Annotated in this window: 28 protein-coding genes; 14 read left to right on the top strand and 14 right to left on the bottom strand. The window is 61.0% G+C overall.

Annotated elements, in window-relative coordinates:
- Positions 1-38: 38 nt before the first annotated feature.
- Positions 39-977 carry a metallophosphoesterase gene (locus AC3WTO_RS08990; protein ID WP_492460362.1) on the bottom strand — a complete coding sequence of 313 codons (939 nt, stop codon included), beginning with the start codon at positions 975-977 and terminating at the stop codon, positions 39-41.
- A 176-nt stretch (positions 978-1,153) separates the two neighbouring features.
- Here AC3WTO_RS08990 and AC3WTO_RS08985 point away from each other — a divergent pair, with 176 nt between their 5' ends.
- Together AC3WTO_RS08985 and AC3WTO_RS08980 are read left to right on the top strand one after the other, a co-directional pair.
- Complete coding sequence (locus AC3WTO_RS08985; protein WP_492460361.1) at positions 1,154-1,630, top strand: DUF3828 domain-containing protein; 477 nt, start codon at positions 1,154-1,156, stop codon at positions 1,628-1,630.
- 25 nt (positions 1,631-1,655) lie between these two features.
- A complete protein-coding gene (locus tag AC3WTO_RS08980) occupies positions 1,656-2,183 on the top strand; it encodes a hypothetical protein (RefSeq protein WP_492460360.1) in 528 nt (175 codons plus the stop codon).
- A 2-nt stretch (positions 2,184-2,185) separates the two neighbouring features.
- Here AC3WTO_RS08980 and queF read toward each other — a convergent pair whose 3' ends face one another.
- A complete protein-coding gene (queF, locus tag AC3WTO_RS08975; protein ID WP_492460359.1) occupies positions 2,186-2,647 on the bottom strand; it encodes a preQ(1) synthase in 462 nt (153 codons plus the stop codon).
- Positions 2,648-2,716: 69 nt separating this feature from the next.
- Positions 2,717-3,817, bottom strand: coding sequence for a mandelate racemase/muconate lactonizing enzyme family protein (locus tag AC3WTO_RS08970; protein ID WP_492460358.1), 1,101 nt, complete (start codon positions 3,815-3,817; stop codon positions 2,717-2,719).
- Between the two features lie 162 nt (positions 3,818-3,979).
- Between AC3WTO_RS08970 and AC3WTO_RS08965 the strand changes: the two genes are divergently transcribed.
- From AC3WTO_RS08965 to AC3WTO_RS08955, 3 genes are all read left to right on the top strand, one after another.
- Positions 3,980-5,167, top strand: coding sequence for a glycine C-acetyltransferase (locus AC3WTO_RS08965; RefSeq protein ID WP_492460357.1), 1,188 nt, complete (start codon positions 3,980-3,982; stop codon positions 5,165-5,167).
- A gap of 11 nt (positions 5,168-5,178) precedes the next feature.
- Positions 5,179-6,213 (top strand): L-threonine 3-dehydrogenase, encoded by a 1,035-nt coding sequence (tdh, locus tag AC3WTO_RS08960; RefSeq protein WP_054311017.1) that lies wholly within the window; start codon positions 5,179-5,181, stop codon positions 6,211-6,213.
- 154 nt (positions 6,214-6,367) lie between these two features.
- Entirely contained in the window at positions 6,368-6,871 is a 504-nt protein-coding gene (locus AC3WTO_RS08955; RefSeq protein WP_492460356.1) for an HPP family protein, read from the top strand.
- Positions 6,872-6,904: 33 nt separating this feature from the next.
- Here AC3WTO_RS08955 and AC3WTO_RS08950 read toward each other — a convergent pair whose 3' ends face one another.
- Together AC3WTO_RS08950 and AC3WTO_RS08945 are read right to left on the bottom strand one after the other, a co-directional pair.
- Positions 6,905-7,486: a tetratricopeptide repeat protein gene (locus tag AC3WTO_RS08950; protein WP_492460355.1), complete on the bottom strand. Its 582-nt coding sequence runs from the start codon at positions 7,484-7,486 to the stop codon at positions 6,905-6,907.
- A 39-nt stretch (positions 7,487-7,525) separates the two neighbouring features.
- Positions 7,526-7,972 carry a MarR family winged helix-turn-helix transcriptional regulator gene (locus tag AC3WTO_RS08945; protein WP_492460354.1) on the bottom strand — a complete coding sequence of 149 codons (447 nt, stop codon included), beginning with the start codon at positions 7,970-7,972 and terminating at the stop codon, positions 7,526-7,528.
- 207 nt (positions 7,973-8,179) lie between these two features.
- Here AC3WTO_RS08945 and hmgA point away from each other — a divergent pair, with 207 nt between their 5' ends.
- The 5 genes from hmgA (at position 8,180) to AC3WTO_RS08920 (ending at position 11,980) form a co-directional block, all read left to right on the top strand.
- Positions 8,180-9,493, top strand: coding sequence for a homogentisate 1,2-dioxygenase (gene hmgA / locus AC3WTO_RS08940; protein ID WP_492460353.1), 1,314 nt, complete (start codon positions 8,180-8,182; stop codon positions 9,491-9,493).
- 85 nt (positions 9,494-9,578) lie between these two features.
- A complete protein-coding gene (locus tag AC3WTO_RS08935; RefSeq protein WP_492460352.1) occupies positions 9,579-9,932 on the top strand; it encodes a DUF1428 domain-containing protein in 354 nt (117 codons plus the stop codon).
- A 10-nt stretch (positions 9,933-9,942) separates the two neighbouring features.
- The gene (locus AC3WTO_RS08930) at positions 9,943-10,956 is read left to right on the top strand and encodes a fumarylacetoacetate hydrolase family protein (RefSeq protein ID WP_492460351.1); all 1,014 of its coding nucleotides are present in this window, start codon (positions 9,943-9,945) and stop codon (positions 10,954-10,956) included.
- A gap of 17 nt (positions 10,957-10,973) precedes the next feature.
- Positions 10,974-11,441, top strand: coding sequence for a DUF2059 domain-containing protein (locus AC3WTO_RS08925; protein ID WP_492460350.1), 468 nt, complete (start codon positions 10,974-10,976; stop codon positions 11,439-11,441).
- Positions 11,442-11,443: 2 nt separating this feature from the next.
- Positions 11,444-11,980: a DinB family protein gene (locus AC3WTO_RS08920; RefSeq protein WP_492460349.1), complete on the top strand. Its 537-nt coding sequence runs from the start codon at positions 11,444-11,446 to the stop codon at positions 11,978-11,980.
- A 31-nt stretch (positions 11,981-12,011) separates the two neighbouring features.
- On the opposite strand, the gene hppD is transcribed toward AC3WTO_RS08920, so the two are convergent.
- Positions 12,012-13,124, bottom strand: a complete 1,113-nt coding sequence (gene hppD, locus AC3WTO_RS08915; protein ID WP_492460348.1) for a 4-hydroxyphenylpyruvate dioxygenase — start codon at positions 13,122-13,124, stop codon at positions 12,012-12,014.
- A gap of 121 nt (positions 13,125-13,245) precedes the next feature.
- Between hppD and AC3WTO_RS08910 the strand changes: the two genes are divergently transcribed.
- Positions 13,246-13,716 carry an Lrp/AsnC family transcriptional regulator gene (locus AC3WTO_RS08910; RefSeq protein WP_492460347.1) on the top strand — a complete coding sequence of 157 codons (471 nt, stop codon included), beginning with the start codon at positions 13,246-13,248 and terminating at the stop codon, positions 13,714-13,716.
- 147 nt (positions 13,717-13,863) lie between these two features.
- Here the strand turns inward: AC3WTO_RS08910 and AC3WTO_RS08905 are convergent, their stop codons facing one another.
- Positions 13,864-14,817, bottom strand: a complete 954-nt coding sequence (locus AC3WTO_RS08905) for a LysR family transcriptional regulator (protein WP_492460346.1) — start codon at positions 14,815-14,817, stop codon at positions 13,864-13,866.
- Between the two features lie 102 nt (positions 14,818-14,919).
- Here AC3WTO_RS08905 and AC3WTO_RS08900 point away from each other — a divergent pair, with 102 nt between their 5' ends.
- On the top strand, positions 14,920-16,128 hold the full coding sequence (locus tag AC3WTO_RS08900) for an MFS transporter (RefSeq protein WP_492460345.1): 1,209 nt from the start codon (positions 14,920-14,922) through the stop codon (positions 16,126-16,128).
- Positions 16,129-16,225: 97 nt separating this feature from the next.
- Here AC3WTO_RS08900 and AC3WTO_RS08895 read toward each other — a convergent pair whose 3' ends face one another.
- Together AC3WTO_RS08895 and AC3WTO_RS08890 are read right to left on the bottom strand one after the other, a co-directional pair.
- Positions 16,226-16,564 (bottom strand): protein tyrosine phosphatase family protein, encoded by a 339-nt coding sequence (locus AC3WTO_RS08895; RefSeq protein WP_492460344.1) that lies wholly within the window; start codon positions 16,562-16,564, stop codon positions 16,226-16,228.
- A 117-nt stretch (positions 16,565-16,681) separates the two neighbouring features.
- Entirely contained in the window at positions 16,682-17,683 is a 1,002-nt protein-coding gene (locus tag AC3WTO_RS08890; protein ID WP_492460343.1) for an aldo/keto reductase, read from the bottom strand.
- A gap of 112 nt (positions 17,684-17,795) precedes the next feature.
- Here AC3WTO_RS08890 and AC3WTO_RS08885 point away from each other — a divergent pair, with 112 nt between their 5' ends.
- Positions 17,796-18,692 carry a LysR family transcriptional regulator gene (locus AC3WTO_RS08885; RefSeq protein ID WP_492460342.1) on the top strand — a complete coding sequence of 299 codons (897 nt, stop codon included), beginning with the start codon at positions 17,796-17,798 and terminating at the stop codon, positions 18,690-18,692.
- 115 nt (positions 18,693-18,807) lie between these two features.
- On the opposite strand, the gene aztD is transcribed toward AC3WTO_RS08885, so the two are convergent.
- From aztD to aztA, 4 genes are all read right to left on the bottom strand, one after another.
- On the bottom strand, positions 18,808-20,016 hold the full coding sequence (gene aztD / locus AC3WTO_RS08880) for a zinc metallochaperone AztD (protein WP_492460341.1): 1,209 nt from the start codon (positions 20,014-20,016) through the stop codon (positions 18,808-18,810).
- 106 nt (positions 20,017-20,122) lie between these two features.
- Positions 20,123-21,064: a zinc ABC transporter substrate-binding protein AztC gene (gene aztC, locus AC3WTO_RS08875; RefSeq protein ID WP_492460340.1), complete on the bottom strand. Its 942-nt coding sequence runs from the start codon at positions 21,062-21,064 to the stop codon at positions 20,123-20,125.
- A 42-nt stretch (positions 21,065-21,106) separates the two neighbouring features.
- On the bottom strand, positions 21,107-21,982 hold the full coding sequence (gene aztB / locus AC3WTO_RS08870; protein WP_492460339.1) for a zinc ABC transporter permease AztB: 876 nt from the start codon (positions 21,980-21,982) through the stop codon (positions 21,107-21,109).
- Positions 21,979-22,806, bottom strand: a complete 828-nt coding sequence (gene aztA / locus AC3WTO_RS08865; protein WP_492460337.1) for a zinc ABC transporter ATP-binding protein AztA — start codon at positions 22,804-22,806, stop codon at positions 21,979-21,981. The genes aztB and aztA overlap by 4 nt, the downstream gene beginning before the upstream one ends.
- Positions 22,807-23,031: 225 nt before the next feature.
- Here aztA and AC3WTO_RS08860 point away from each other — a divergent pair, with 225 nt between their 5' ends.
- Positions 23,032-23,373, top strand: a complete 342-nt coding sequence (locus AC3WTO_RS08860) for a RidA family protein (RefSeq protein WP_492460336.1) — start codon at positions 23,032-23,034, stop codon at positions 23,371-23,373.
- Between the two features lie 12 nt (positions 23,374-23,385).
- On the opposite strand, the gene AC3WTO_RS08855 is transcribed toward AC3WTO_RS08860, so the two are convergent.
- Positions 23,386-24,420 (bottom strand): alpha/beta hydrolase, encoded by a 1,035-nt coding sequence (locus tag AC3WTO_RS08855; RefSeq protein WP_492460335.1) that lies wholly within the window; start codon positions 24,418-24,420, stop codon positions 23,386-23,388.
- Positions 24,421-24,425: the final 5 nt, after the last annotated feature.

Below are 24,425 nucleotides of genomic sequence, written 5' to 3'. Positions count from 1 at the left end.
GCTTCAGCCGCCGGCGCAACCGATCCGGCCGCTGCGGCCTAGGCGCTTTGGATCTTCAAGGAGCGGTTTTCCTCGCGCCCGAAGCCCCGGATATCGATCCGGTCAGCGTAGACCTCGACGATCGAGTAGGCGCTGGTGGCAGGTGTGTCGACCATGCCTTTGAAGTTGATAAAGTATTTGCCCTTGAGTTCGCCGAAATTGCCGGCGTGGTTGTGGCCGTTGAAATAGGCGACGACATTGCCGGATCCGGTCAGCAACGCCACGATGCGTTCGGAATCCCACATATTGTGCTCATTCTCCGGATAGACCGGATAGTGACCCATGACGATCACCTTCTCATTCGCGGCCTCTGCCGTCTTGATGGTCTTGTCGAGCCAGGCGAACTGTTCATCGCTCAGCGAGCCGTTCCAGGTCTGCGCATTGACAGCGCCCTTTGACTTCAATTCGTCGAGGCGCCTGGCGGCGATGTCGCGACGCGGATCGTCCTTCGGTGGCGCGAACAGGCTGACGTCGTTGCCGTCGAGGACGATGAAGCGGTAGCCGCCGCCAGCGAAGTCGTAATAGGCCTTTTCCATGCCGGCGGTACGCACGACAGAGGTCAGGTACTCGGCTGCCACGTCGTAATCGTGATTGCCGAGCAGGAAGAAGCGCTCATGCTTCAGCTTGTCGTAAAGCGGCAGGATGTGCGCATAGCTTTCCCAGTGCCGATCGATGATGTCTCCCAGCGTTGCGACGAAGCGCAGGTCTTCCTGGTTGAAGGCTTCGATGGCTTCCGACAGCTTCCACAGACTGTTCGAATAGTAGCGGTTGAGTTTGAGGTTCGGCACGACGGGCGCGTATTGCGGATCGGCGACGATACCGAATTTGAACAGCGGCGCGCCTTCGGCGGCTGCGGCAGCGTCGACGGTGAAACCTCCGAACGGTGCAAACATCGCGGCGGTGCCGCCAATTTTGAGGAGGTTGCGTCGGGTGATCATGGAAAGCCTCTGCATTGCGATTACCGAGGCAGCGTAGGCAGGCTTGGTGACAGCGGCATGAAATCAAGGCCGGTTACCGATGCCCGTGCCCATGGGATTTCAGGTCGCAAAAAAGCCGAGATGGCGGATACGTGCTATGGAGTAAGCGCGTTTGTCATTCGCGATTTGGGGGAATCATGAAGCCGGGGCTGCTGTTCGCACTGTCCATTCTGACATATCCAGGCGCGGCTTTGGCCGGACCAGCCTCGGATGCGGTGATGTTCTTCTATTCACCGGTTAAATTTGCTGCCGATCCGCAATATCGGGATCGCTTCACAGACCCGGTCATCAAGCTGTTCCAGCTCAACGATGCAGCCATCAAGAAACACCCGGATGAGGTCGCATGCATCGATTTCGATCCGTCGCTCGACGCGCAGGACTATGACGACAAGACTGTGGCCGACACATTGAAGCTCAGCGAGGCCATCGACGGGGACAAGGCAACGGTGACAGCAAGCTTCAATCTTTTCACCGAAGGTGATGATTCCAAACGTGAAATGATCTGGGATCTGAGACAGGTCGATGGTTCCTGGAAAGTCGCTGACATCGCCTCCAGGAGCAACAGCTGGAAACTCAGTGAATTGGGCTGTTCCGGCGGAGAAGAAGCAGAATAAGCCGATGCTGCTGGGACAGCGTTCTTTGCGTTTGCTTTTGGCCGGTGTGCTCGCTGCCGGCTCGGTCGGCAGTGCCTGTGCGGAAGGATTGCTGGGCGCCAAACCGCCGGAAGCGCCGGCTACCACCGCCGGGGCGGGGCCGAGTGCATCGAACCTGGCGACGGCCGTCGCGCCAGATTCTCCTTCGGCACAGGTCAGGCCCTTCTACCTGGACGGCACGGATCTGGCCTCCGCCGATCTCAACCGCTTCGTCGACCCGGCAAGGACGGTGCTCGAGAAGAACGAGACCCTGAAGAAGTCCGGCGAAGGCGACTGCCTCGACCAGAACATGCCGCTCGATCAGGTGCCCTACGACAGGGCGACCCTCGAAAAGACGTTCAAGTCGCTGGAATCGATCAATGGCGACCAGGCGCGCGTCGTGGTCGCCTTCGTCGAGGGCAGCGAGCCGCACCGGCTGGAGTGGAAGCTGAAGAAGGTCGAGAGCGGCTGGAAGATCTCCGATCTGCTGTCCGTCACCGGTGAATGGGCGCTCAGCCAGTATCAGTGCGAGTGATTTCAGCCTCTGCCGCGATAGGGAACGACGCCGGTGTCGGGCACCCATGCGCCTTTCGGCGACTCACCGGTCTGCCAGAACACATCGATCGGAATGCCGCCGCGCGGGTACCAGTAGCCGCCGATGCGCAGCCACAACGGCCTGGTGGCCGCCACGATGCGTCTCGCGATCATCACGGTGCAGTCCTCATGGAAGGCACCGTGGTTGCGGAACGAGGTCAGGAACAGTTTCAACGACTTGGATTCGACCAGAAGCGTGTCCGGCGCGTAGTCGAGGACGATATGCGCGAAATCCGGCTGGCCAGTGACAGGGCAGAGCGAGGTGAATTCGGGGCAGGTGAAGCGCACGATGGCCGGCGGGCCGTCGCCGCGCGTGAAAGGTACGGTCTCCAGCACCGCATGGTCGGGACTGTCCGGCGTCTCGACCCTGGTGCCGAGCTGGGTGAGGTTTTCGGTTGTCATCATGGTCGGGCTCCTTTGGCATAGGCTCTATCGCCAAGGGCCCCCGCAAGCCAGTCTTGAGTGAGAGCTCTATCAGCAGCGGAAGACCGGTTCACCGAACACCGCCGGATCGACGTCGACCCCAAGGCCGGGACCGCTTGGTGGGGTTATGTTGCCGCCGACGATGGTGAAATCGGCGGTGCCGTTGGCAACCGTGACCCAATTGTGGAAATCGACCGTGTGCTGGCGCAGCCATTCCGGTGTCGACAGCAGGAGCCCGCAATAGGCAGCAGTGTCGATCTGCGCGCCGCCCGTGTCTTCGATGGTGATCTTCAGGTTGCGGGCGATGGCGATGTCGCGGACCAGCTTTGCCTTTGTCAGTCCTCCGACGCGGGCGAGCTTGATGGTGATGCCGTCAACCAATCCATCGGCGATGGCGCGCAGAAGGACATCGGCGCCGTCGATCGTCTCGTCCAGCACAAGTGGGCGGTCACAGGCCCGCCGGATGGCGAGATTTTCCTCATAGCTCGCGCAGGGTTGTTCCAGTGTGTAGTCGAGCGCACGGGTTGCCTGCAGGAAACGCCGGGTTTCGGCGGTGCCCCAGCTGCCATTGGCGTCGCAGAACAGCACGGTGCCGGAAGGCACGGCGGCGCGTACGGCTTCCAGGCGCGCGATGTCGTCATTGACGTCGAGGCCGACCTTGACCTGTAGCCGGTGGTACCCTTCGGCGCTATATTTGCTGGCCCGCGCGGCCATGGCGTCGGGGCTCTCCTGCGCCAGCGAACGGTAGAGCGGAATGGCAGTGCCTTCTGCACCTCCGGCCATCGCTGCCAGCGAAAGCCCGCTGCGCTTGCCGGCAAGATCCCAGAGCGCCATGTCGATGGCTGCCTTGGCGTAGGGATGACCCTTGAGCAGCAGATCCATGCGGCGGTTCAATGCCTCGATGCCGGCGGCGTCCTCGCCGATCAGGCGCGGCGCAAGTTCGCGCATGGCGGCACGCGCGCCTTCCGCGAAGGCAGGATCGTAGAAAGAACCCAGCGGTGCCATCTCGCCATATCCCTTGCTGCCGTCGGGCGCGGTCATCTCAACGATGGTCGAATCGAACCCTTCGGCGCTACGCCCGCCCGAACAGGTATAGGTACCGTCCCGGAACGGCTGCCACTGCCGGTAAAGGGTGATGGAAGCGATGGTCATACGGGGCTCCGCTGGCGCGTCTTGGTGCAATCTTTTCGCCATGCTAGCCATCTCAAACCGGGTGTGCCGCGAAGGAAACGGCAATTGCGCCAGTCGTTTTTATGCTAGCTTCCGGCCTGTGCGTCGCAGTATGCCTTGCCGGCCTCAGGGAGACCGTCGTTCATGACCAGCAGCTTTCTCGCCCATCTCGACACCGAACTGGCCGGCCTGAAGGCTGCGGGGCTCTACAAGTCCGAGCGCGTGATCTCGTCCATGCAGTCGGCCGAGATCGAGGTGGCCGGCGAGAAAGTGCTGAATTTCTGCGCCAACAACTATCTGGGCCTTGCCGACAACGCGGAATTGCGCGCGTCCGCGCAGGAAGCGCTGGACCGCTACGGATACGGCATGGCTTCGGTCCGTTTCATCTGCGGCACACAGGAAGAGCACAAGCAGCTCGAAGCCAGGATCTCGTCCTTCCTCGGCCTGGAGGACACCATCCTCTACGGCTCCTGCTTCGATGCGAATGGCGGACTGTTCGAGACGCTGCTCGGCGAAGAGGATGCCGTGATTTCGGATGCGCTCAACCACGCTTCGATCATCGATGGCGTGCGGCTCTCCAAGGCCAAGCGGTTCCGCTATGCCAACAACGACATGGCGGCACTCGAGGAAGAGCTGAAGAAAGCCGAAGGCAGCCGTTTCAAGCTGATTGCCACCGATGGCGTCTTCTCGATGGACGGTATCATCGCCAATCTGCAAGGTGTCTGCGACCTTGCGGAGAAGCATGGCGCGATGGTCATGGTCGACGACAGCCACGCCGTGGGCTTCGTCGGGAAGCACGGCCGTGGCTCAGCCGAGCATTGCGGTGTCGAGGGCAGGGTCGACATCATTACCGGTACGCTCGGCAAGGCGCTGGGCGGGGCTTCCGGCGGCTATACGTCCGGCAAACGGCAGGTGGTGGACTGGCTGCGGCAGCGCTCGCGGCCCTATCTGTTTTCCAACACGCTGATGCCGGCGATCGCGTCCGCGTCGCTCAAGGTTTTCGACATCATCGACAGGGGCGACACGCTGCGTGAGAAGCTCTACGCGAATGCGTCGCATTTCCGTTCGTCGATGAGCAAGCTGGGCTTCAACCTCGCCGGCGCCGACCATCCGATCATACCGGTGATGCTGGGCGATGCATCGCTCGCACAGCAGATGGCTGCCAAGATGCTGGAGCGTGGCATCTATGTCATCGGCTTTTCGTTCCCTGTCGTGCCGAAAGGGCAGGCGCGCATCCGCACGCAGATGTCGGCAGCGCATTCGACGGCCGATATCGATCGTGCGGTGGCCTCATTTGCCGAGGTTGGCCGGGAACTCGGCATCATTTCCTGAGGAACAGACGAATGTCCAACATGATGCGTGCGCTGGTGAAGGCAAAAGCCGAGCCCGGGATCTGGATGGAGCGCGTGCCGGTTCCCGAGATCGGCCCCAACGACGTGCTGATCAAGGTCAAGAAGTCGGCGATCTGCGGCACGGACGTCCATATCTACAACTGGGACCAGTGGGCCCAGAAGACGGTGCCGGTGCCGATGGTGACGGGGCACGAATTCGTCGGTACCATCGCCGATGTCGGTTCGGCCGTCACTGAATACAAGGTCGGCCAGCGGGTGTCGGGCGAAGGCCACATCGTCTGCGGCCATTGCCGCAATTGCCGGGCGGGCAGGGGCCATCTGTGCCGCAACACGCTCGGCGTCGGCGTCAATCGGCCTGGCTCGTTCGGCGAGTATGTCGCCATCCCGCAGCACAATGTCGTGCCGATCCCGGATGATATTCCCGATGAAATCGCAGCGATCTTCGATCCGCTCGGCAATGCGGTCCATACCGCGCTGTCCTTCGATCTGGTCGGCGAGGACGTGCTGGTGACCGGTGCCGGGCCGATCGGCATCATGGGCGCGCTAGTGGCGCAATGCGTCGGCGCGCGCAAGGTTGTCATCACCGACATCAATCCGACCCGGCTGGCGCTGGCCCGGAAGATGGGAGTGCATCACGTCGTCGATGCGTCCAAGGAGAAGTTGCGCGATGTCATGCACGACGAGGGCATGACCGAAGGTTTTGACGTCGGTCTGGAGATGTCGGGTTCGGCCGTCGCCTTCCGCGACATGATCGACACCATGAACAATGGCGGCAAGATCGCCATCCTCGGCATCGCGCCGACCGGTTTCGAGATCGACTGGAACAAGGTCATCTTCAAGATGCTGCATCTCAAGGGCATCTATGGCCGCGAGATGTTCGAAACCTGGTACAAGATGATCGCGCTGGTACAGGGACCGCTCGATGTCAGCGGACTGATCACCCATCGCATCGGCATCGACGACTATCAGTCGGGCTTCGATGCCATGCGCAGCGGCAATTCCGGCAAGGTCGTTATGGATTGGTAGGAAATTTTTTTTCTTACCAGTGGATATTTTTCGAATAAGTTTTGTTGCCGCGCTACGGGCTGATTTGCTAATGCAGGCAACTCTGTTGTGCAAGCTCTCGCCCCGAGGATCGGAACGATGCTCGGGGTGACGTGTAAGAGCCGGAATTCCGACGATGCGCCGCCACATCCGCTCCTTCACTGCGCGCCATGAGCCCTCCAGCCATGCGCTTTCGCACGCCAAGTCCGGCATCGGAGCCGTCATCGGCATCGGTGCGGTTGGTGGCCTCGCCGCGTTGACCGACCTGCCGCTGTTGCTGGCGCCGCTCGGCGCCACCGCGGTGCTGATCTTTGGCCAGCCGGCCAGCCCGCTGGCGCAGCCGGCCAATGTGTTCGGCGGCTATCTGCTGGCGACGATCGTCGGGGTCGCGGCTGCCTTGTCGCTTCCGGGAAGCTGGACCGTAGCGGCTTTGGCCGTCGGCGTGGCAATCGCGCTGATGTCGATGCTGCGTGTCACCCATCCGCCTGCTGGTGCCGTCCCGCTGATCGCGCTTGCCGCACCGCTGCAAAGTGCCTCGCTGTTCGGCACGATCCTGATTGGTTCGATCAGCCTGGTCGGGCTTGGCGTCGTGCACCATCGCCTGCCGCCGCGCCTTCACTATCCGCGCCGGGTGGAGTGAGGCGGCAAGGTTTGGCCACTGGTGCCAGGTCTTCTATCGCGTTTTGGCGACCGCTTTCATATGCAGGTCGTAACCCGCTGAATCGCCGGCTTTCTGCGCGATGCGTGCCATGCCGACATGTGCTTGGGCATAATCGGGATCAATCGCCAGGGCGCGGTTGAAGTAGGCGACGGCTTTTTTGTCCTCGTTTCGCTCTTCGAGGATACGACCGTGGTCGGAGAGAAGCGGCACGGTATCCGGGATCCGCTTTTCGGTTTCTGCGAACCAGCGCTCAACCTTTTGCAAAGGCTCGCCACGTTCATGCGTGACCAGGGCGAAACCCCAATAGATTGCCGGATTTTCCGGATCCAGGAGCCAAGCCTGGTTGAAGCGTTGGATTGCCGTTTCGAAGTCCTTGTTTTCGAACGCCTGCCAACCCAGTTCGATGGCTCGCCTGGCGCCGGCTTGCAGATTGCCGTTGGTGGATTGTCGAACGCTTTCGACAAGCCGCTTGTCGGCTGCCAGCATCTGATCGGTTTTCTGCACGCCCTCCCACAGCGGAATCTCCTGCGCGAACGAAGCCGTCGCCATCAGAATGAAAGTCAGCCCCAGGAATACCCTTCGAAAAACGTGCATTCGTTCCTCCGTAATGAAGCTTCTAGAATGTATTTATCTTCAATCGAGAATTGCGGATTCAAGTTTTTCAAGCAACTTAACAATGTGATCTTGGTCACTACTTTCTAACTTTCCAAGCAATTCCCGCTCGAACGCCTTCGCCAGCGGAACCATGTCACGATAGGCAACAAGGCCCGCCTTGGTCAGGGCCAGATGCTCGATGCGGCCGTCTTTGTCGTCCGGCATTCGGGTAAGCCAGCGCCGGCGCTCCAGCTCGGCGACGGCACGCGAGACCTTGGTCTTGTGCATGGACGATTGTTCGCCGAGCGCTGTCGCGGTCATGGATCCGTGCTGGCCCAGCCCTGCCAGGGTTCGCCATTCGGGGCGGGTCAGACCGAGCCGGTCCTTGTAGATGCGCGCGAACTCGCGGCTGACCAGGTCAGCCAGATGATAGAGCCGGTAGGGCAGGAAGGTTTCCAGTTCGAGGACGTCTTCCTGGCTTGCCATGCTGTGCGCTCCGGTTGAGCTTCAACGGCTGAGGTTTAGAGCACCGCGCGTCCTTTTGGACGCGCAAAGGTCGCTCTAACACTTTGATTTGGCACATGATCCTTTCCGAAAATCGGTTCCGATTTTCGGGGTCATGCGCTAGCCGTTGATAGTTACATTTTCGATGGTTACAGATGTAACCAGTTTGGTCAATGACGGGAGGACGCAGTGGCCTTTTCCTACATGCCGGGTTTCGGCAATGATTTCGAAACCGAGACGTTGCCGGGTTCGCTGCCGCAGGGGCGCAATTCCCCGCAGCGACCGGCTTATGGGCTCTATGCCGAACAACTGTCAGGCTCGCCCTTCACCGCGCCGCGCGGCACGAATGAGCGCTCCTGGCTTTACCGCATCCGGCCGAGCGTCAAGCACACCGGCCGCTTCAAGGCAGCTGACTATCCACTGTGGAAGACCGCTCCCAATGTCGGCGACCATGAACTGGCGCTTGGCCAGTATCGCTGGAATCCAACGCCGATGCCGAAGGAGCCGACCGATTTCATCGCCGGCATCCGCACCATGACCACGGCCGGCGATGCGCTTGGGCAAAGTGGCATGGCCGCCCATATCTACGTCGCCAACACGTCGATGGTCGACGACCATTTCTTCAACGCGGACGGCGAGATGCTGGTGGTGCCGCAGGTCGGCCGGCTGAATTTCGTCACCGAGATGGGCGTCATTGAGATGCGGCCTGGCGAGATCTGCGTCCTGCCGCGTGGTCTGGTGTTCAAGGTCGAACTGCTCGATCCGGAAGTGCGCGGCTATATCTGCGAGAACTACGGCGCCAAGTTCACCATGCCCGACCGCGGCCCTATCGGTGCCAACTGCCTGGCCAATCCGCGTGACTTCAAGACGCCGTGTGCATGGTTCGAGGAAAAGGAAGAATCCTGCCGGTTGATCGTGAAATGGTGCGGTTCGTTCCATGTCACGGAACTCGGTCACTCGCCACTCGACGTCGTCGCCTGGCACGGCAACTACGCACCGTATAAATATGATCTTGCTACATTTTCGCCCGTCGGGGCGATCCTGTTCGACCATCCGGATCCGTCTATCTTCACCGTGCTGACGGCGCCAAGCGGTGAGGAAGGTACCGCCAATGTCGACTTCGTCATCTTTCCACCACGATGGTTGGTGGCGGAAAACACCTTCCGCCCGCCCTGGTATCACCGCAACATCATGAGCGAGTTCATGGGCCTGATCCAAGGTCAGTACGATGCCAAGGAGGAAGGCTTCGTCCCGGGCGGCATGAGCCTGCACAACATGATGCTGGCACACGGCCCGGATGCGCCCGGCTTCGAGAAGGCCTCAAAGGTCGACCTCAAGCCGGTGAAGCTCGACCACACCATGGCGTTCATGTTCGAGACGCGCTTCCCGCAGATGCTGAGCCGCTACGGTGCGGAGCTGCCTACCTTGCAGGAGGACTATATCGACTGCTGGAAGGGCCTGAAGAAGCGCTTCAACGGCACGCCGGAAGGGGATTGGAGCTAGCGGGAGCCATTTATTTCGTCTCCATTGTCGGACATGAAGCCTCGTATCCGTCCTTTGGTCGTCAAACCCCTAGAGGAGATGAATCATGACCTATGTCGATGGCTTTGTTCTGCCGGTGCCGCAGTCGGAGTGGGAGGAATATCGGAAGAACGTCGATCTCGCCGCCACGGTCTGGATGGAGCATGGCGCGCTTTCCTACGTCGAAGCCGAAGCCGATGATGTGCCAGATGGCGATATCACCTCTTTCCCGCTTGCAGTGAAGAAGGAAGCAGGAGACACAATTGTACTTTCCTACGTCACCTACAAATCGCGAGAGCATCGCGACGAGGTGATGCAGAAAGTGATGGCTGACCCACGTCTGCAGCCGGGCATGCAAAATATGCCTGCCTATATGAAGCGGCTGATCTATGGTGGGTTCAAAGTCTTCATGGAACGATAAGGGGAACTGAATGAAGCTTGCCACCTTGAAGAACGGGACACGCGACGGAAGACTCGTCGTGGTGTCCCGCGATCTGACGCGCCTGACCGATGCTTCGTTCCTGGCGCCGACACTGCAGGCGGCTCTCGACAACTGGCGTCGCATCGCCCCGCATCTGGCGGCGCTGTCGGAGTCGCTCGAGCACGGTTCGGTGCCGTCGGAACGGTTTCATGAGCATGACGCTCATTCGCCGCTGCCGCGCGCATACCAATGGGCCGACGGCTCGGCTTACGTCAATCACGTCGAACTGGTGCGCAAGGCACGCAACGCCGAAATGCCGGCAAGCTTCTGGACCGATCCGTTGATGTATCAGGGCGGGTCGGACGCGTTCGTCCCGCCGCGCGACCCCATACGCATGGCCGACGAAGCATGGGGCATCGACCTTGAAGCCGAGGTCGCGGTCATCGTCGATGATGTGCCGATGGGGGCGAGCAAGGATCAGGCCCGCGAGGCGATCCGTCTCGTCATGCTGGTCAATGACGTTACATTGCGCGCGCTGACGGCGCCGGAACTCGCCAAGGGCTTCGGTTTCTTCCAGTCGAAGCCGTCCTCGGCGTTTTCGCCGGTGACCGTTACGCCAGATGAACTTGCCGACGTCTGGGACGGCGGCAAGCTGCACCTTCCGCTGTGTGTCGATCTCAATGGAAAGCCCTTCGGGCGCGCCAATGCCGGCATCGACATGACCTTCGATTTCCCGGCCCTGATCGTGCACGCGGCCAAGACCCGTCCATTGGCGGCGGGAACCATCATCGGTTCCGGCACCATCTCCAACAAAAAGGACGGCGGTCCAGGCAAGCCTGTTGCCGAGGGTGGCTCCGGCTATTCCTGCATTGCTGAACAGCGTATGATCGAGACCATCGAGAGCGGCGAGGCGAAAACCCCGTTCCTGCGTTTCGGCGACACGGTTCGCATCGAAATGAAGGACAAGGCCGGGCATTCGATCTTCGGCGCGATCGAGCAGAAGGTGGAAAAATACCAGCAGTGACCAGCAGGGGGAGTGGAATGCGCAATCGGATCTTGCCGGCAGTCGCGGTTCTGCTTCTCGGGCTGACGCCTGCGCTGGCGCAGCAGGAAACGGCTGCGCTGGCCGAGCGCTACATGAAATTGCCGGCCCTGCAGAACATGCTGGATTCCATCCTGGGGCCGGATTTCGTCAACCCGATGATGAGTGCGATGGGCGGCGATGCGCTGCCGCAGGACAAACGCGAGCAACTGGTCAAAATCGTCAGCGAAGAGGTTTCCGCGGTCAGGCCTCAGATGGAGCGTGCGATGATCGAGGCCGCCGGAGAGACTTATAGCGCAGCGGAACTCGATGCCCTGATCAAGTTCAACAGCACGCCCGAAGCCGTTTCGATCATGGGCAAGCTGAAGTCTTTCAACGCGGCGTATTTCGCGCGCTTCGGCACGACGATGCAGACCATGCAGTCGAAGATACAGCAGCGCGCCGGCACCGAGTTGTCAGCCAAATAGCGATGCAGCTCTCCGATCATCTCCGCCGCATGGCGGCCAACAATCTATGGTCCAACGACCGCCTCTACCGTGCTGTCATTGCGCTGAAGCCGGGTGAGTTCGAGGCCGAGCGCATCGGCTTCTTTCCGTCGATCAAGGCGACGCTCAACCATGTCCTGTCGGTCGATCTCTATTATCTCGACATGGTGGAGGAAGGCGGCGTCGGGCTCACTGTCTTCGACGAGTGGGCGGATTTCGAGGTGCCCATCAAGCTGGCTGCTGTGCAGACCGAAACCGACCGGCGGCTGTTGTCGTTCTGCGAGAACCTGAGCAAAACCGATCTCGATCGGCGCGTGCCAACGGACAGGGGCGACAGCGGTTTTGTTCCAGAGCGCATCGGCGACCTGCTGGCGCACCTGTTCCTGCACCAGATCCATCATCGCGGGCAGGTGCACGCCATGCTATCCGGCACATCGGTCGAGCCACCGCAACTCGACGAATTCCTGCTCGACTACGATATCAAACTCAGGAAAAAGGAGGTCGAGCGCCTGGGACTCTGACACGCTCGACCTTTGAACGGGCGCCGCCGGTTTACTCGGCAGCCTGTACCTTCAGCACTCCGCGCTTGATCTGATCCTGCTCGATCGATTCGAAAAGGGCGCGGAAGTTGCCTTCGCCAAATCCCTCATCGCCCTTGCGCTGGATGAACTCGAAGAAGATCGGACCGATCACGGTCTTGGAGAAGATCTGCAGCAGGATCTTGGTCATGCCGCCATTCAACACGCCTTCGCCATCGATGAGGATGCCGTGCTTCTTCATGCTTTCGATCGGCTCGTCGTGGCCGTTCACGCGGGCATGCGACATCTCGTAATAGGTATCGGGCGGCCCAGGCATGAACTTCAGCCCATTGTCGGCGAGCCTGTCGGTGCCGGCATAGATGTCGTCGGTGCCGACTGCGATGTGCTGGATACCTTCGCCCTTGTACTTTTTCAGGTACTCGGCGATCTGGCTGGTGTCGTCCTTGGATTCGTTCAGCGGGATGCGGATCTTGCCACAGGGCGACGTGATGGCACGGCTGACGAGGCCGGTGATCTTGCCATCGATATCGAAGAAATGGATCTGCTTGAAACCGAACAGATCGCGGTAGAAATCCCACCACTTGTCCATGTTGCCGCGATAGACATTGTGGGTGAGGTGGTCGAGGAAATAGAAGCCGACGCCAGCGGGTTTCGGATTGCGCTCGCTGACCCAGTCGAATTCGGCGTCATAAGTCGAGCCCTTGGCGCCATATTTCTCGACAAAATAGAGCAGCGAACCGCCGATGCCGACAATAGCGGGAACATCGAGCGCCTTGTCGTCGCCTTCATAGGGCGTGGCACCCTTGGAAACGGCGTGTTCGAAAGCATGCCGGGCATCGACGACGCGCCATGCCATCGACGGCGCGCAGGGGCCGTGCTCGTCGACGAATTTCATCGCGTGCGAGCCAGGTTCGGCGTTAAGGACGTAGTTGATATCGCCCTGGCGCCAGACCGAGATCTTCCTGGTCTTGTGCGTGGCAACCTCGGTGTAACCCATGCGCGTGAACAGCTCGGCCAGCTTCTCGGGCTCAGGATGGGCAAACTCGACAAATTCGAAACCGTCGGTACCGGCAGGATTGGCTTCGCTGATGGTGGCGGGCGGTGCGTCGTGCGGGAAGGGACCCATGGCAAATCCTCCGGTTTGTCTCCAGTTGCAGGCAGTATAGGCGTGGCCGCCCGCACGGTGCTTGCATTCGGAAGTCTGCATGGATGATAATGTGCGCAGTTCATGCATAATCGAGGCTGAAATGGCTGACATCGCGCGCATTGATCAATTCGACCGCAAGATATTGGCTCTTTTGCAGGGTGATGCGCGGCTTACGAACAATGATTTGTCGGAACGCGTGAACCTCTCGGCATCGCAATGTTCGCGGCGGCGGCAGCGGCTGGAGGAGGAGGGTTACATCCGCAACTACCAGGCTGTGCTCGATCGCGACAGGCTGGGCTTCTCGCTGGTCAATGTGATCACCGTGACGCTTGCCACGCACAATCGCGACAATGCCCGTCGCTTCGCCGAACTGGTCAAGCGGCTGCCGGAGGTGCAGGAAGCGCACGCGTTGACCGGCGAGATGGACTATATTCTCAAAGTGGTCACGCCGGACCTGAAATCACTGTCGGAATTCGTCAACAACGAACTGCTGCCGCATGAATCCGTGCAGCATGTCAAAACGGCGATCGTGCTGGAGACGCTGAAGGAGACCGGCGCGTTGCCGATCTGACCCAACAGAGCCGCGAGCCGGCCCTCCCGACATCGGCCGTCGTGTTTTTGCCGATCACTCGCGGGGGCGGATCCGCATTGCGGAGAAGCAAGCGGGAAGAGTTGCACAATCACATTCCCGAAAAAGTGCGAACACCCTGCGCTTTCATCACTTCGATAGCAGGTTCTCGGCAACGAAATCCACGAAGACGCGAACTTTCGGGGACAGATAGCGGCTCGACGGCCATAGCACGCGGAAAGTGGTTCTTTCCGTGAGATAGCGATCGAGCACCGCCACCAGCTTGCCACTGTCGATGTCGTCCTGCACGGTGAAATCCGGCAGGCAGGCCAGTCCGACACCTTGGCGCGCAAAGGCAAGTTGCGGCTCCAGTGCATTGGCGATCGTTGCAGGCGACAGAGGGAGGTCGACCGATTCTTCATTGTAAACGACACGCCAAGACAGGAGTTTCCCCGAGACCAGCGATCGATACATGATGCAGGTATGCTCGCTTAGGTCGTCAGGCGTCATGGGAGTTCCGCGCCGCTCCAGATAGTCGGGCGCTCCGACGATCATCTGCCTGTAGGTGCCAATGACGCGCGACATGAGGCGTGAATCTGAACCATCGCCCGTTCGCAGTACCGCGTCGAACCCCTCGTCGATCACATCCACCAGCCGATCTGAACAGTCCATGTCGAGCTCGATGTCGGGATAGCGCTGCTGGAATTCTGCCAGCTGCTCCATGAACGGCATGCCCGCCGACGGTAAACTGAACTTCAGCTTGCCACGTGGAGCGTCGTGAAGCTGTGCAAGGTCGAGTTCCGCAGCCTCCATCTCCGCCGCGATCCGCCGGCATCGTTCCAGAAACAGACGCCCCTCCGGGGTGAGCGTGATGCTGCGCGTGGAGCGGTGAAAAAGCCGCGTGCGCAGCCGTTCCTCAAGCCGCATCACGGCCTTGCTGACAGCAGAGGCAGATAGGCCGAGACGGCGACCGGCTTCGGTAAACCCTCCGGCATCCGCTGCTTCCATAAATGCGCTCAACGCCCCGAGTTGGTCCATCGCTTTCGCCATACACGACAAATATTCATAAGTGATGGGAATTGCATCTGATTTTTCCTGATTCATGAAGCGCCTATCTTGCCACGAGGAGAAGGCGAGCCGCTTCACCCGGGTCGTGCGGATGCGGAGGTGGGCGCTGTCTTGCACAACACCAGAAGGGTTTGCTCAATGACATCGACATCGGACGCGGGCGCTGCCGGTCGCGATACTCCCGCGGCGTCACCGCAAAGTCTGCCACTCGGCGGGCTGCTCGCACTTGCGACAGCCGCCTTCATCACACTTCTGACCGAAATCATGCCAGCCGGCCTGCTTTCCTCTATCGCGCAAGGCCTGAACGTGTCCGAAAGCCTGGCGGGTCAGTTCATCACCGCCTATGCAGTGGGCGCGCTTGTTGCTGCCATTCCCGTTACGTCTCTGACGCAAGGGATGCGGCGGCGTCCTCTTCTGCTCGTTGCAATTTTCGGCTTCGCCGTCGTCAACCTCGTCACGGCGATGTCCAATGACTATACCATTTCAATCGTGGCCCGTTTCTTCGCGGGCGTCTTCGGCGGCATTGTCTGGTCACTGCTGGCCGGCTATGCGGTCCGCATGTCGCCACCCCATTTGAGTGGGCGCGCGATTGCGATCTCGGGCGCTGGCGCCGCCATTGCACTGGTGCTCGGCGTTCCGATTGGAGCATTGCTCGGCCGGATCGTCGGCTGGCAAGGCGCCTTCGGCTTGATGACTATTCTATCGTTGGTGCTGATCGCATGGGTGGTCGCTGTCGTGCCGGATTTTCCTGGCCAGACGAGGGAACGGCGTCAGTCACTGATCGGCGTGTTTCTGACGACCGGCATTCGCGCCGTCCTGTTCGTGGTCTTCACCTTCGTCGTCGCCCACAATCTTCTTTACATTTACATCGAACCCTTACTTCAACCCGCCGGTCTGTCGGCCGACGTGGATGTCGTCCTGTTCATTTTCGGCCTCGGGTCCATCGCGGGCTTGTGGGTCGTGGGCGCTCTTGTCGATCGCCGCCTCCAATCGCTTGCTTTGGCAAGTGTGCTGACCTTCGCGGTCGCCGCTGTGCTGCTCGACTTATGGGGCGACGTTGCGCAGATGATCTATCCCATTGTCATTGTCTGGGGGCTGGCCGTAGGCGGTTTCGCGACAATCACGCAGACAGCTTTGTCTCGCTTCGCCGGTACTTCTGTTGACGTGGCGCAGGCCATGTACACCACCGGCTGGAACACGGCAGTTGCCGCTGGCGGTGTCGTTGGGGGTGTCATGCTTGACCGGACTGGGATAGGCGCGTTTCCCTTGGTCGCCCTTGCGATCCTAGTCTTCGCTTTTGTCGGAGTGCTCTTCGCAATGAACAGGGCATTGTCGGACACCCGCTGACAAACATGCAAAGACACTCGGGTGTAGACGTCTGGATGGAAGTCTACACCGTGGCAGTCACACGGGTTGGGGGCGCAAATACCATCTGGTTTGGATATCAGCCCCTGATCTGCTGGACCGCAGCATAAAGGTTGGTGCAGCGGGTACCCGAACGGCAATAGGCAAAAACCGGGCCGGGCAAGGCGTCCAGCGCTTCTGCCTGATCGTGAACATTCTGCTCGGTCATCTGGCCGCTGATGACCGGCACCCAGCGAAACTCCAGCCCTGCAGCCTCAACCGCCGCCTTGATCTCGCCGGCGTCGGGCTGGCCGGGATCCTCATTGTCCGGACGGTTGCAGATCACGCTCTTGAACCCGGCAGCCTTGATCGCCGCGACGTCCTCGACGCTGATCTGCGGCGAGACGGAATAGGTTTCGGAAATCTGACGGATGTTCATGGGGCTGCTCCGGGGCGGGATGGCTTGTTTGCGCTGTCATGCCATTCCGCTTGCGATGCTGCAACCTTCGCCTGTTGGGGCAGCGCCGATGTTTCCGGCCAGCGCTGCCAGGGCGAACTAGGCAGCCCGTTCGCTGTCCAGCGTCGCCATCTGATGTTCGGCGTAGCGCTGGCCTGCTGCGGCACCCTTGGGCGCTGCGCTTTCGATGGCCGCGATATCGCTGGCAGAAAGAACCAGGTCGAGGGCGCCAAGTGCTTCCGCCAGACGATCACGGCGGCGGGCACCAACGAGCGGCGCGATATCGTCACCCTGCGCCAGCACCCATGCAATCGCGATCTGCGCAACGCTGGCATTGCGCGTTTCCGCAACTCGGCGCAGCGCATCGACCAGACTGAGGTTGCGATCGAGATTATCGCCCTGGAAGCGCGGGCTATGGCTACGGAAGTCGGTTCCAGCCGTCACCTTGGTTCGGTCCCAGTGCCCGCTGATCAGGCCGCGCGACAAGACGCCATAGGCGGTTATGCCGATGCCGAGTTCGCGACACGTGTCGAGAATGCCATCCTCAATGCCACGCGAGAGCAGGGAGTACTCAATCTGGAGGTCGGCAATCGGATGCACGGCGGCCGCGCGGCGAATGGTTTCTGAACCCATCTCCGACAAGCCGATGTGCTTGACATAACCTGCCTTGACGAGGTCGGCGACGGCGCCGATCGTTTCCTCGATCGGTACATTCGGGTCCAGCCGCGCCGGTCGATAAACGTCGATTGCCTCGACCTTCAATCGCTTGAGGCTGTAGGCGGCCGCAGTCTTGACGGCGCTGGGCCGAGTGTCGAAGCCAAGCCAGCCTCCATCGGGCCCGCGCTGCGCACCGAATTTGACGCTGAGCACCACTTGGCCGGCACTGCGCGTGGCGAGCGCTTCAGCGATCAGCATTTCATTGTGACCCATGCCATAAAAATCGCCGGTGTCGAGCAGGGTGATGCCGGCATCCAGCGCTGCGTGCAATGTCGCCAGGCTCTCTGCCCGGTCCGTCGGGCCATAGAGATCCGACATGCCCATACAGCCAAGTCCCAGGCGGGAAACGATGGGGCCGTTCTTTCCAAGAGTATGTTCGCGCATGGCCATTCCTTTTGCGTTGAGCCGATGATCGAGGCTTGCCCGCAAAGATGGCGCATGCTGAACTGTGCGATAAGATAGCCTTTTCAAGATAGACTGTGCGGTTTTTCGTACAATGCCGATCGACCTCAATCTGCTTGCCGCTTTTGCCGCCGTCGCTCGCCGCCGCAATTTCCGCGCAGCCGCGGTAGAACGTGGGGTGTCAGCCTCGACGCTCAGCCAGCAGATACGCGATCTCGAGGCGGCACTCGATCTGCGGTTGCTGAATCGCACCACGCGCAGTGTTGCACCGACCGAAGCCGGCATACGGCTGCTGGAACGGCTGGCGCCGGCGCTCGCCGACATCACGTCGGCGGTCGATCATCTGCAGTCAGACAGCGATAGCCCAGGCGGAACGCTGCGGATCAATGCTCCGCAGCCGGCGATCGATCTTGTCCTTGCACCGCTTCTCGGTCCGTTTCTCGGTGCATTTCCCCGCATACGGGCGGAGATTGTTGCGGAAACGGCTTTCATCGACATCGTGTCGGCCGGGTTCGATGCAGGCGTGCGCTGGGGTGAAAGCCTGGCACAGGACATGGTCGCCGTACCGCTCGGCTCATCCCAGCGCTATGTCGTGGTTGCGACGCCTTCCGTGATCGCCGCAGGCCCGCCGATCCTGCAGCCGCGTGATCTGCTTGGGCGTCCCTGCATCCGTACGCAGTTTCCGAGCGGGCTGAAGTTGCCGTGGGAATTCGAGCGCGACGGCGTGCTTGAAAAGGTCGAGCCGGAGGCAAGGCTGTTGTCCAGCAACATCACCTCGCAGCTGCGCGCCTGCCTCGACGGCGTCGGCTTCTGGTCGACATTCGAGGACTATGTTCGGACGGATATTGAGGCTGGCCGCCTCGTCAGCGTGCTGGACGACTGGTTGCCCATCTTTCCCGGCCCGTTTCTCTACTATCCCGGCCGCAGGCATGTGCCCGCGCCACTGCGCGCCTTTGTCGATTTCGTCAGGCGGCAGCGGCGCGGTGTCTAGAGCAATTCCAGGAAAAGTGCGCAGCGATTTTCCGTCCGGAATTGCGTAAAAACAAAGAGTTGGAGCGTTTCCGCGGTTCCGTGAAAAACGGAAACGCTCTAGCCTTGGGAGGAGGCTATTCGGTTGCGTGTGTTTCGCCAGAGCCGCCGGCTGCGACGATGTTGAACGGCTTGCCCGAAAGCGGAATGTCGCCCGCCTTTGCGAAGCTCGTCGCGTCAACGAGATGGAGCTGGCCCTTCAGCGGGTCCGTCACGACAATGCGATCGCCCGCGACGGCAATGCGAGGCCGCGGATCGCTCCAATGGCCGTCCATCGAGTAAGGGTCGGTCAGCTTCACGGATTGCGCGATCCTGCCCGCGACAATGTCGAGCTGATGGAGCTGACCGTCCTCGGTGAATGCGTAAGCAAAGCGGGGGCGGATCGGGTCCACAGCGAAGTGCACGCGCCTCGTCGGCAAATCGACCAGCCGGAACATGTCCTTGGTCGACGGATCGATCAACACGAGGCGATCAGCACCGTAGTTGCCGAGGAAATACTGCAGGCCCTTGCCGCCGAGCAATGTCGTTGCCTTTCCGGACGGCAGACTGGCCGGGTAGGCGATGTGCTCGATTGACGGCCCTTGCTCGGCATCGCGAACCAGCAGGATGCCGCTGGCGCAGGCGAAGATCAGAAGCTTGCCGGACGTCGCCTCGCCATGCAGGTCGGGACAGGTGTGGATGTCCCCGACCTGGTTGCCGGCGCGGTCGACGACGCGGATGCCGACCGGGAGTTCATCCGGCTTTTCCTTGTTCGGTTCCGACAGCAGCACGTAGTCGCCATAGGCTGCGGCAACGCCGTGATGCGGTGCCTCGGTCTTCGCCTCGCGTGTGCTCGTCCCACCTTCGAGCGCTGTCTTCTCGTCGAGGATGCGGGTGACGCCCTCGCCATCGAAGAACAGAGCGAAATCGCCGCCATGTTCGACGAAATGCGATGGCTTCGTTCCGGTGATCTCCGTGCCGGTCAGTTTCGGCGCGGAGATTTCAATGTCGCCGTGATCGCCATGGTCTTCGAAAGCGATGCCGGTGGCGACGGCGGAGACCGTATCAGCCTTGCCTTGCACGGCGAACACAGTGCGACCGCTGTTGCTGCGGTACAGCGAGGCCGGTCCTTTCAGCGGCAAGGTATCGATCTTATTGCCGGTGAGGGCATCGACGACGTTGATGACCGGTTCGGCATGATCCGAGACAAACAGGCGCCATGCGGTCTTTTCCTCGGCGAAGGAGGAGGTCGTGGCCATGCTCACAGCAAGTGCAGTGAGCGAAGCCGCTGCCAAGAGGTGTTTCATGGAATTCTCCTGTAACGTTATTTAATAACATATGGCTGCCAAAAATAGGCGGAAGGGATCGCCTTCCGCCGGGAAGTCGAAGTCAGACCTGCGCTGTGGTTGTTCCTCAGCTGCCGAGGATCGCTCCCTTGATCTGCTTGATGTTGTTGCGCATCAGGTCGATGTAGGTCGCAGCCGGACCATCCGCCTTCGACAAGGCGTCCGAATAGAGCGTGCCACCGACCTTGACGCCGGTTTCGACAGAAATCTGTTCGATCAGCCGCGGATTGCTGATGTTTTCGACAAAGATCGCTGCCGCCTTGTCCTGCTTCACCTGTTCGACCAGCTTGGCGACGTCGGCCGCCGACGGCTCGGCTTCGGTGGACAGGCCTTGCGGTGCCAGGAAGGTCAGTCCGTATTCATGTTCGAAATAGCCGAAGGCATCATGCGAGGTGATCACGATGCGTTTTTCCTGGGGAATGGCGGCAATCGCCTCGCGCACGTCCTTGTCCAGCGCATCGAGCTTTTCGGTATAGGCGGCGGCGTTGGCCTTGTAGGTGTCGCAGCCGGTGCTGTCGGCGTTGCAGAAGGCGTCGGCGATGTTCTTGACGTACACCTTTGCGTTCACCACCGACTGGAATGCATGCGGATCGGTCGAGCCGTGGTTGTGGCCCTCATGACCGCCCTCGGCTGCTTCGGCCTCGGCAAATTCCGGTTTGAAGTCGATCGGTGTGATGCCCTTTGTCAGTTCAACGATCGCTGCCTTGCTGGCACTTGCCTCGACAAGTCGCTGCAGGAAGCCTTCGAAATGCAGGCCGTTGACGAGGACCACTTTGGCGGATGCCATCGAGACGGCGTCGGCCGGGCTGGGCTCGTAGACGTGAGCATCGCCGTCGGGGCCGACCAGCGATGTCACATCAACGCGATCGCCACCGACATTCTTAGCGAAATCACCGATGATCGAAAAGCTGGCGACGACCTTCAGCGGCTCGGCAAAGGCATGGCCTGCGGTGATCGTTGTTAATGTTATAACGCTCATTGCCAGGGCGCGACGGAACGATTTCAGCATAGCCAACTCCTTTTTGAGGCAATTCCGGACGAAAAACCGCTGTCAGGCGGTTCTGTGGCGATGGTGGACGAGGCGCGAGCGCAGCACGCCGCGCGGTCCAGCCAGAATGGAAACGATGTAGGCAGCGCCGGCCGAGAGGATGATGGCCGGGCCCGAGGGCAGCGCCGCATGGTAAGACAGCAGCAGTCCGGAAGCGCAGGAGGCAAAGCCGATCGCGACCGCGAGCGCGCACATCGGTCCGACGCGCTGGCTCCAGAAGCGGGAAGCGGCGGCTGGCAGGATCATCAGACCGACAGAGAGCAGCGTGCCAAGCGCCTGGAAGCCCCCGACGAGGTTGAGCACCACAAGCCCCAGGAAGATGAAATGCACGGGGCTGCCGAGCCTGCTCACGGAGCGCAGGAACAACGGATCCAGGCATTCGGCAACGAGTGCCCGCCAGAATACGAGCAGTGCTATCAGCGTGAACACGGCAATGCCGCCAATCAGGACAAGCGCCTCATTGTTCAGCGCCAGCACCGTGCCGAACAACACATGCATCAGATCGACGCTGGAACCACGGATCGAGACCATCAACACGCCGATGGCCAAGGAGATCAGATAGAACGCGGCCATGGATGCATCTTCGCGCTGGATGGAAAAGCGCGACACCGCACCGGCCCCGAGCGCGACGATGACGCCCGCGATCAGTCCGCCGATGGTCATCGGCAGGATTTCCAGGCCGTAGAACAGGAACCCTGCAGCCGCGCCAGGAAGGATGGCGTGCGCCATGGCATCGCCTGACAGGCTCATACGCCGCAGCATCAGGAAGACGCCGACCGGGCAGGCGCCGAGCGACAGCATCAGCGAACCCGCCAGGGCCCGCTGCATGAAGGCAAAGTCGGCAAAGGGGGCGATGAAGAAGGCATAGAGCGAACTCACGACGCCACCTTCTGTTTGGGCGCAGAGGCGTGATGGTCGTGGTCATGGTGGGCGTGATCATGCCCATGATCACCTTGAGCATGCTCGTGGCCGTCCGGCTCGCACCAGGGCGCGTCATCTTCCCAGGCCTCATGGAAGCGACGGGCGCGCAGCATGTTTTCTGAACTCAGCGTCGCGGATGTCGCGCCCCAGGCCACCGTGCGGCGCGCAAGCAGCAGCGTTTCGGGGAAATTGTGCCTGACCAGTTCAAGGTCATGCGCGACCACCATCACCGTGCGATCCTCGCCGTGCCAGCGCTTGATCAAGGCAATCAGGTCGCCAACCGTCTTGGCGTCGATGGCGTTGAATGGCTCATCGAGCAGGATGAGATCGGCGTCCTGGACCAGCACGCGGGCAAACAGCGCGCGCTGCAACTGGCCTCCGGAAAGAGTGTCCAGGGCGCGCGGTTCAAATCCTTCGAGGCCTACCGCCATCAGGGCCTTGCTCACCGAGGCGCGATCCTCGGCGGTGTGCCTGGCCAGCAGGCCACGGCGTGGCCAAAGGCCAAGCGAAACCAGGTCGACGACGCGTGCCGGAAAACTGCGGTCCAGTTCCGATTGCTGCGGCAGATAGGCAATGCGGATGCCCGGCTGCTTGACGACAGCGCCAGCCATTGGCCGCAGCGCCCCGACTATGCCTTTCATGAGCGTGGACTTGCCGGAGCCATTCGCGCCGACGACCGCGGTCAGCGAACCCCTCTGGACCGTCCCGTTCAGGTGATGAACGGCCGGATGGCTGCCATAGCCCAAAGTGAGGTCGCGAAAGGTGAGGGCAGCTTGGCTCATGACGGTCCGTGGTTCATATGAACAAGGTCGTATGTTATGTTATTACATGTGTCAACAGAAGCCGCGAAAAAAGCTGTTGGGTCGCGAGCGGGTCAGCCAAGGGGCGCACGGCTATGGCAGCAGGCGACGACCGATTGCGCCTGCGGCCGTATTCGGCGGGCGCGATCTTGTCGACGGGCGAGGGGCTCTCTAAAGAGGCTTTTCCAATCAGGAAAGGACTTATCCATGAGCGTTCGTCGCATCGATGTCGGCCCCCGCATGAGCCAAGTGGTCATCCACGGCAACACAGCCTATCTCGCCGGCCAGGTTGGCGAAGGCAAGACCGTCGGCGAGCAGACCAAGGATATCCTGGCGACCGTCGACGCCTTGCTCGCCAAGGCCGGCACCGACAAGACCAAGATCCTGCAGGCGATCATCTGGCTCTCCGACATGAGCACCTTCGCTGAAATGAACAAGGAATGGGACGCCTGGGTGCCGCAGGGCAACACGCCTGCCCGCGCCACCGGCGAGGCCAAGCTGGCCGGCCCGCAGTTCCTGGTCGAGATCATCATCACCGCCGCCATCTGAGGCGTCGCGATCTCACTGCTTCGGAGCGTCGGCCTTGGTCGGCGCTCCACCCGGATGCATGGCGGGCGGATTGTCGTCCATCAGGGCCTTTACCCAGACGACGATGCGCTGTGCGATGAAATCGGTCGTGGCAGGCGACACCACATTGCCGGCTATGATGTGATTGTCGGGATCGCCGCTGTTGTCGATGGGCACTTCCTCGTGCAGCGCACCCCAGCGCGAAGCGATTTCTCGGGTTCGCTCCGGTCGCACCACCTTGTCATCGTTTGAAAAGATGAAAAGCGCGGGCACCCTGGCACCTCCCACCGGCGCGCGATAGGCGAGGTCGGTCAGGGCGGCCATCGGCAGCAATGCCGTCGTCGGGTAGCGCCAGGTCCAGTACTTTTCCTGCAGGGCATTGCGCGGCACGAACGAACGTTCCTTGCCGATGATCAGCGCCGCCAGCTGCTTGCCCCACGGCCACAGCAGCATTTCGGCACCGGAAGCCCGTACGCCGTAGTTCGGCGAAATCAGCGCCATGCCGATGACATCCTTCGAAGCATCCGGCTGGCTCGCCTCCCAGGTGGCAAGCGATGCGCCTGTCGACATGGCGATGACGATCACCTTGTCGCCGATCGCCCGGCCGATGGCGAGCGCTTCTTCATAGTCGTTGATCCAGGCGTTGACATTGCCTTCGGCCATTGCCGCACCGTCCTGGCCGTGACCTGTCAGGCGTGTGTAGAACAGGTTGGCGTCGAGTTCCTCCGCCACCTTGTCGGCCAGCGGACGGGTTTCCTCCTTGGAGGCGGAGAAGCCATGGATATAGACCACGGCGAGCGGCGTTCTGGCGTGAATCATCGGGTTGGCCCAGACGATCTCCTTCTCCAGGCCATCGCGGATGTTGGGCACCCTGGCCTCCTCGCGAGCGAGGTAGGACTGGGGATCGTCACCGATCTTCGAAGGGTCGAAGCGGACTTTGGTATCGACCGTTACGCGCGGCCCCAACAGAGCCGCCAGGACGATCAGAAGGATCAAACCCAGGAACATCACCGCGATACGGCGCCTCATGACAA

Source organism: Mesorhizobium sp. EU05-FHT14A09 (assembly GCF_058790995.1).
This window is presented reverse-complemented; position numbering and strand designations above follow the sequence as displayed.

What these genes read in the sequence shown, in the direction of transcription:
- AC3WTO_RS08990 (WP_492460362.1), bottom strand. Translation starts at nt 977, where the DNA reads ATGATCACCCGACGCAACCTCCTCAAAATTGGCGGCACCGCCGCGATG.
- AC3WTO_RS08985 (WP_492460361.1), top strand. Translation starts at nt 1,154, where the DNA reads ATGAAGCCGGGGCTGCTGTTCGCACTGTCCATTCTGACATATCCAGGC.
- queF (WP_492460359.1), bottom strand. Translation starts at nt 2,647, where the DNA reads ATGATGACAACCGAAAACCTCACCCAGCTCGGCACCAGGGTCGAGACG.
- AC3WTO_RS08970 (WP_492460358.1), bottom strand. Translation starts at nt 3,817, where the DNA reads ATGACCATCGCTTCCATCACCCTTTACCGGCAGTGGCAGCCGTTCCGG.
- AC3WTO_RS08965 (WP_492460357.1), top strand. Translation starts at nt 3,980, where the DNA reads ATGACCAGCAGCTTTCTCGCCCATCTCGACACCGAACTGGCCGGCCTG.
- tdh (WP_054311017.1), top strand. Translation starts at nt 5,179, where the DNA reads ATGTCCAACATGATGCGTGCGCTGGTGAAGGCAAAAGCCGAGCCCGGG.
- AC3WTO_RS08955 (WP_492460356.1), top strand. Translation starts at nt 6,368, where the DNA reads ATGCGCCGCCACATCCGCTCCTTCACTGCGCGCCATGAGCCCTCCAGC.
- AC3WTO_RS08950 (WP_492460355.1), bottom strand. Translation starts at nt 7,486, where the DNA reads ATGCACGTTTTTCGAAGGGTATTCCTGGGGCTGACTTTCATTCTGATG.
- AC3WTO_RS08945 (WP_492460354.1), bottom strand. Translation starts at nt 7,972, where the DNA reads ATGGCAAGCCAGGAAGACGTCCTCGAACTGGAAACCTTCCTGCCCTAC.
- AC3WTO_RS08935 (WP_492460352.1), top strand. Translation starts at nt 9,579, where the DNA reads ATGACCTATGTCGATGGCTTTGTTCTGCCGGTGCCGCAGTCGGAGTGG.
- AC3WTO_RS08930 (WP_492460351.1), top strand. Translation starts at nt 9,943, where the DNA reads ATGAAGCTTGCCACCTTGAAGAACGGGACACGCGACGGAAGACTCGTC.
- AC3WTO_RS08925 (WP_492460350.1), top strand. Translation starts at nt 10,974, where the DNA reads ATGCGCAATCGGATCTTGCCGGCAGTCGCGGTTCTGCTTCTCGGGCTG.
- AC3WTO_RS08920 (WP_492460349.1), top strand. Translation starts at nt 11,444, where the DNA reads ATGCAGCTCTCCGATCATCTCCGCCGCATGGCGGCCAACAATCTATGG.
- hppD (WP_492460348.1), bottom strand. Translation starts at nt 13,124, where the DNA reads ATGGGTCCCTTCCCGCACGACGCACCGCCCGCCACCATCAGCGAAGCC.
- AC3WTO_RS08910 (WP_492460347.1), top strand. Translation starts at nt 13,246, where the DNA reads ATGGCTGACATCGCGCGCATTGATCAATTCGACCGCAAGATATTGGCT.
- AC3WTO_RS08905 (WP_492460346.1), bottom strand. Translation starts at nt 14,817, where the DNA reads ATGAATCAGGAAAAATCAGATGCAATTCCCATCACTTATGAATATTTG.
- AC3WTO_RS08900 (WP_492460345.1), top strand. Translation starts at nt 14,920, where the DNA reads ATGACATCGACATCGGACGCGGGCGCTGCCGGTCGCGATACTCCCGCG.
- AC3WTO_RS08895 (WP_492460344.1), bottom strand. Translation starts at nt 16,564, where the DNA reads ATGAACATCCGTCAGATTTCCGAAACCTATTCCGTCTCGCCGCAGATC.
- AC3WTO_RS08890 (WP_492460343.1), bottom strand. Translation starts at nt 17,683, where the DNA reads ATGCGCGAACATACTCTTGGAAAGAACGGCCCCATCGTTTCCCGCCTG.
- AC3WTO_RS08885 (WP_492460342.1), top strand. Translation starts at nt 17,796, where the DNA reads ATGCCGATCGACCTCAATCTGCTTGCCGCTTTTGCCGCCGTCGCTCGC.
- aztD (WP_492460341.1), bottom strand. Translation starts at nt 20,016, where the DNA reads ATGAAACACCTCTTGGCAGCGGCTTCGCTCACTGCACTTGCTGTGAGC.
- aztC (WP_492460340.1), bottom strand. Translation starts at nt 21,064, where the DNA reads ATGCTGAAATCGTTCCGTCGCGCCCTGGCAATGAGCGTTATAACATTA.
- aztA (WP_492460337.1), bottom strand. Translation starts at nt 22,806, where the DNA reads ATGAGCCAAGCTGCCCTCACCTTTCGCGACCTCACTTTGGGCTATGGC.
- AC3WTO_RS08860 (WP_492460336.1), top strand. Translation starts at nt 23,032, where the DNA reads ATGAGCGTTCGTCGCATCGATGTCGGCCCCCGCATGAGCCAAGTGGTC.
- AC3WTO_RS08855 (WP_492460335.1), bottom strand. Translation starts at nt 24,420, where the DNA reads ATGAGGCGCCGTATCGCGGTGATGTTCCTGGGTTTGATCCTTCTGATC.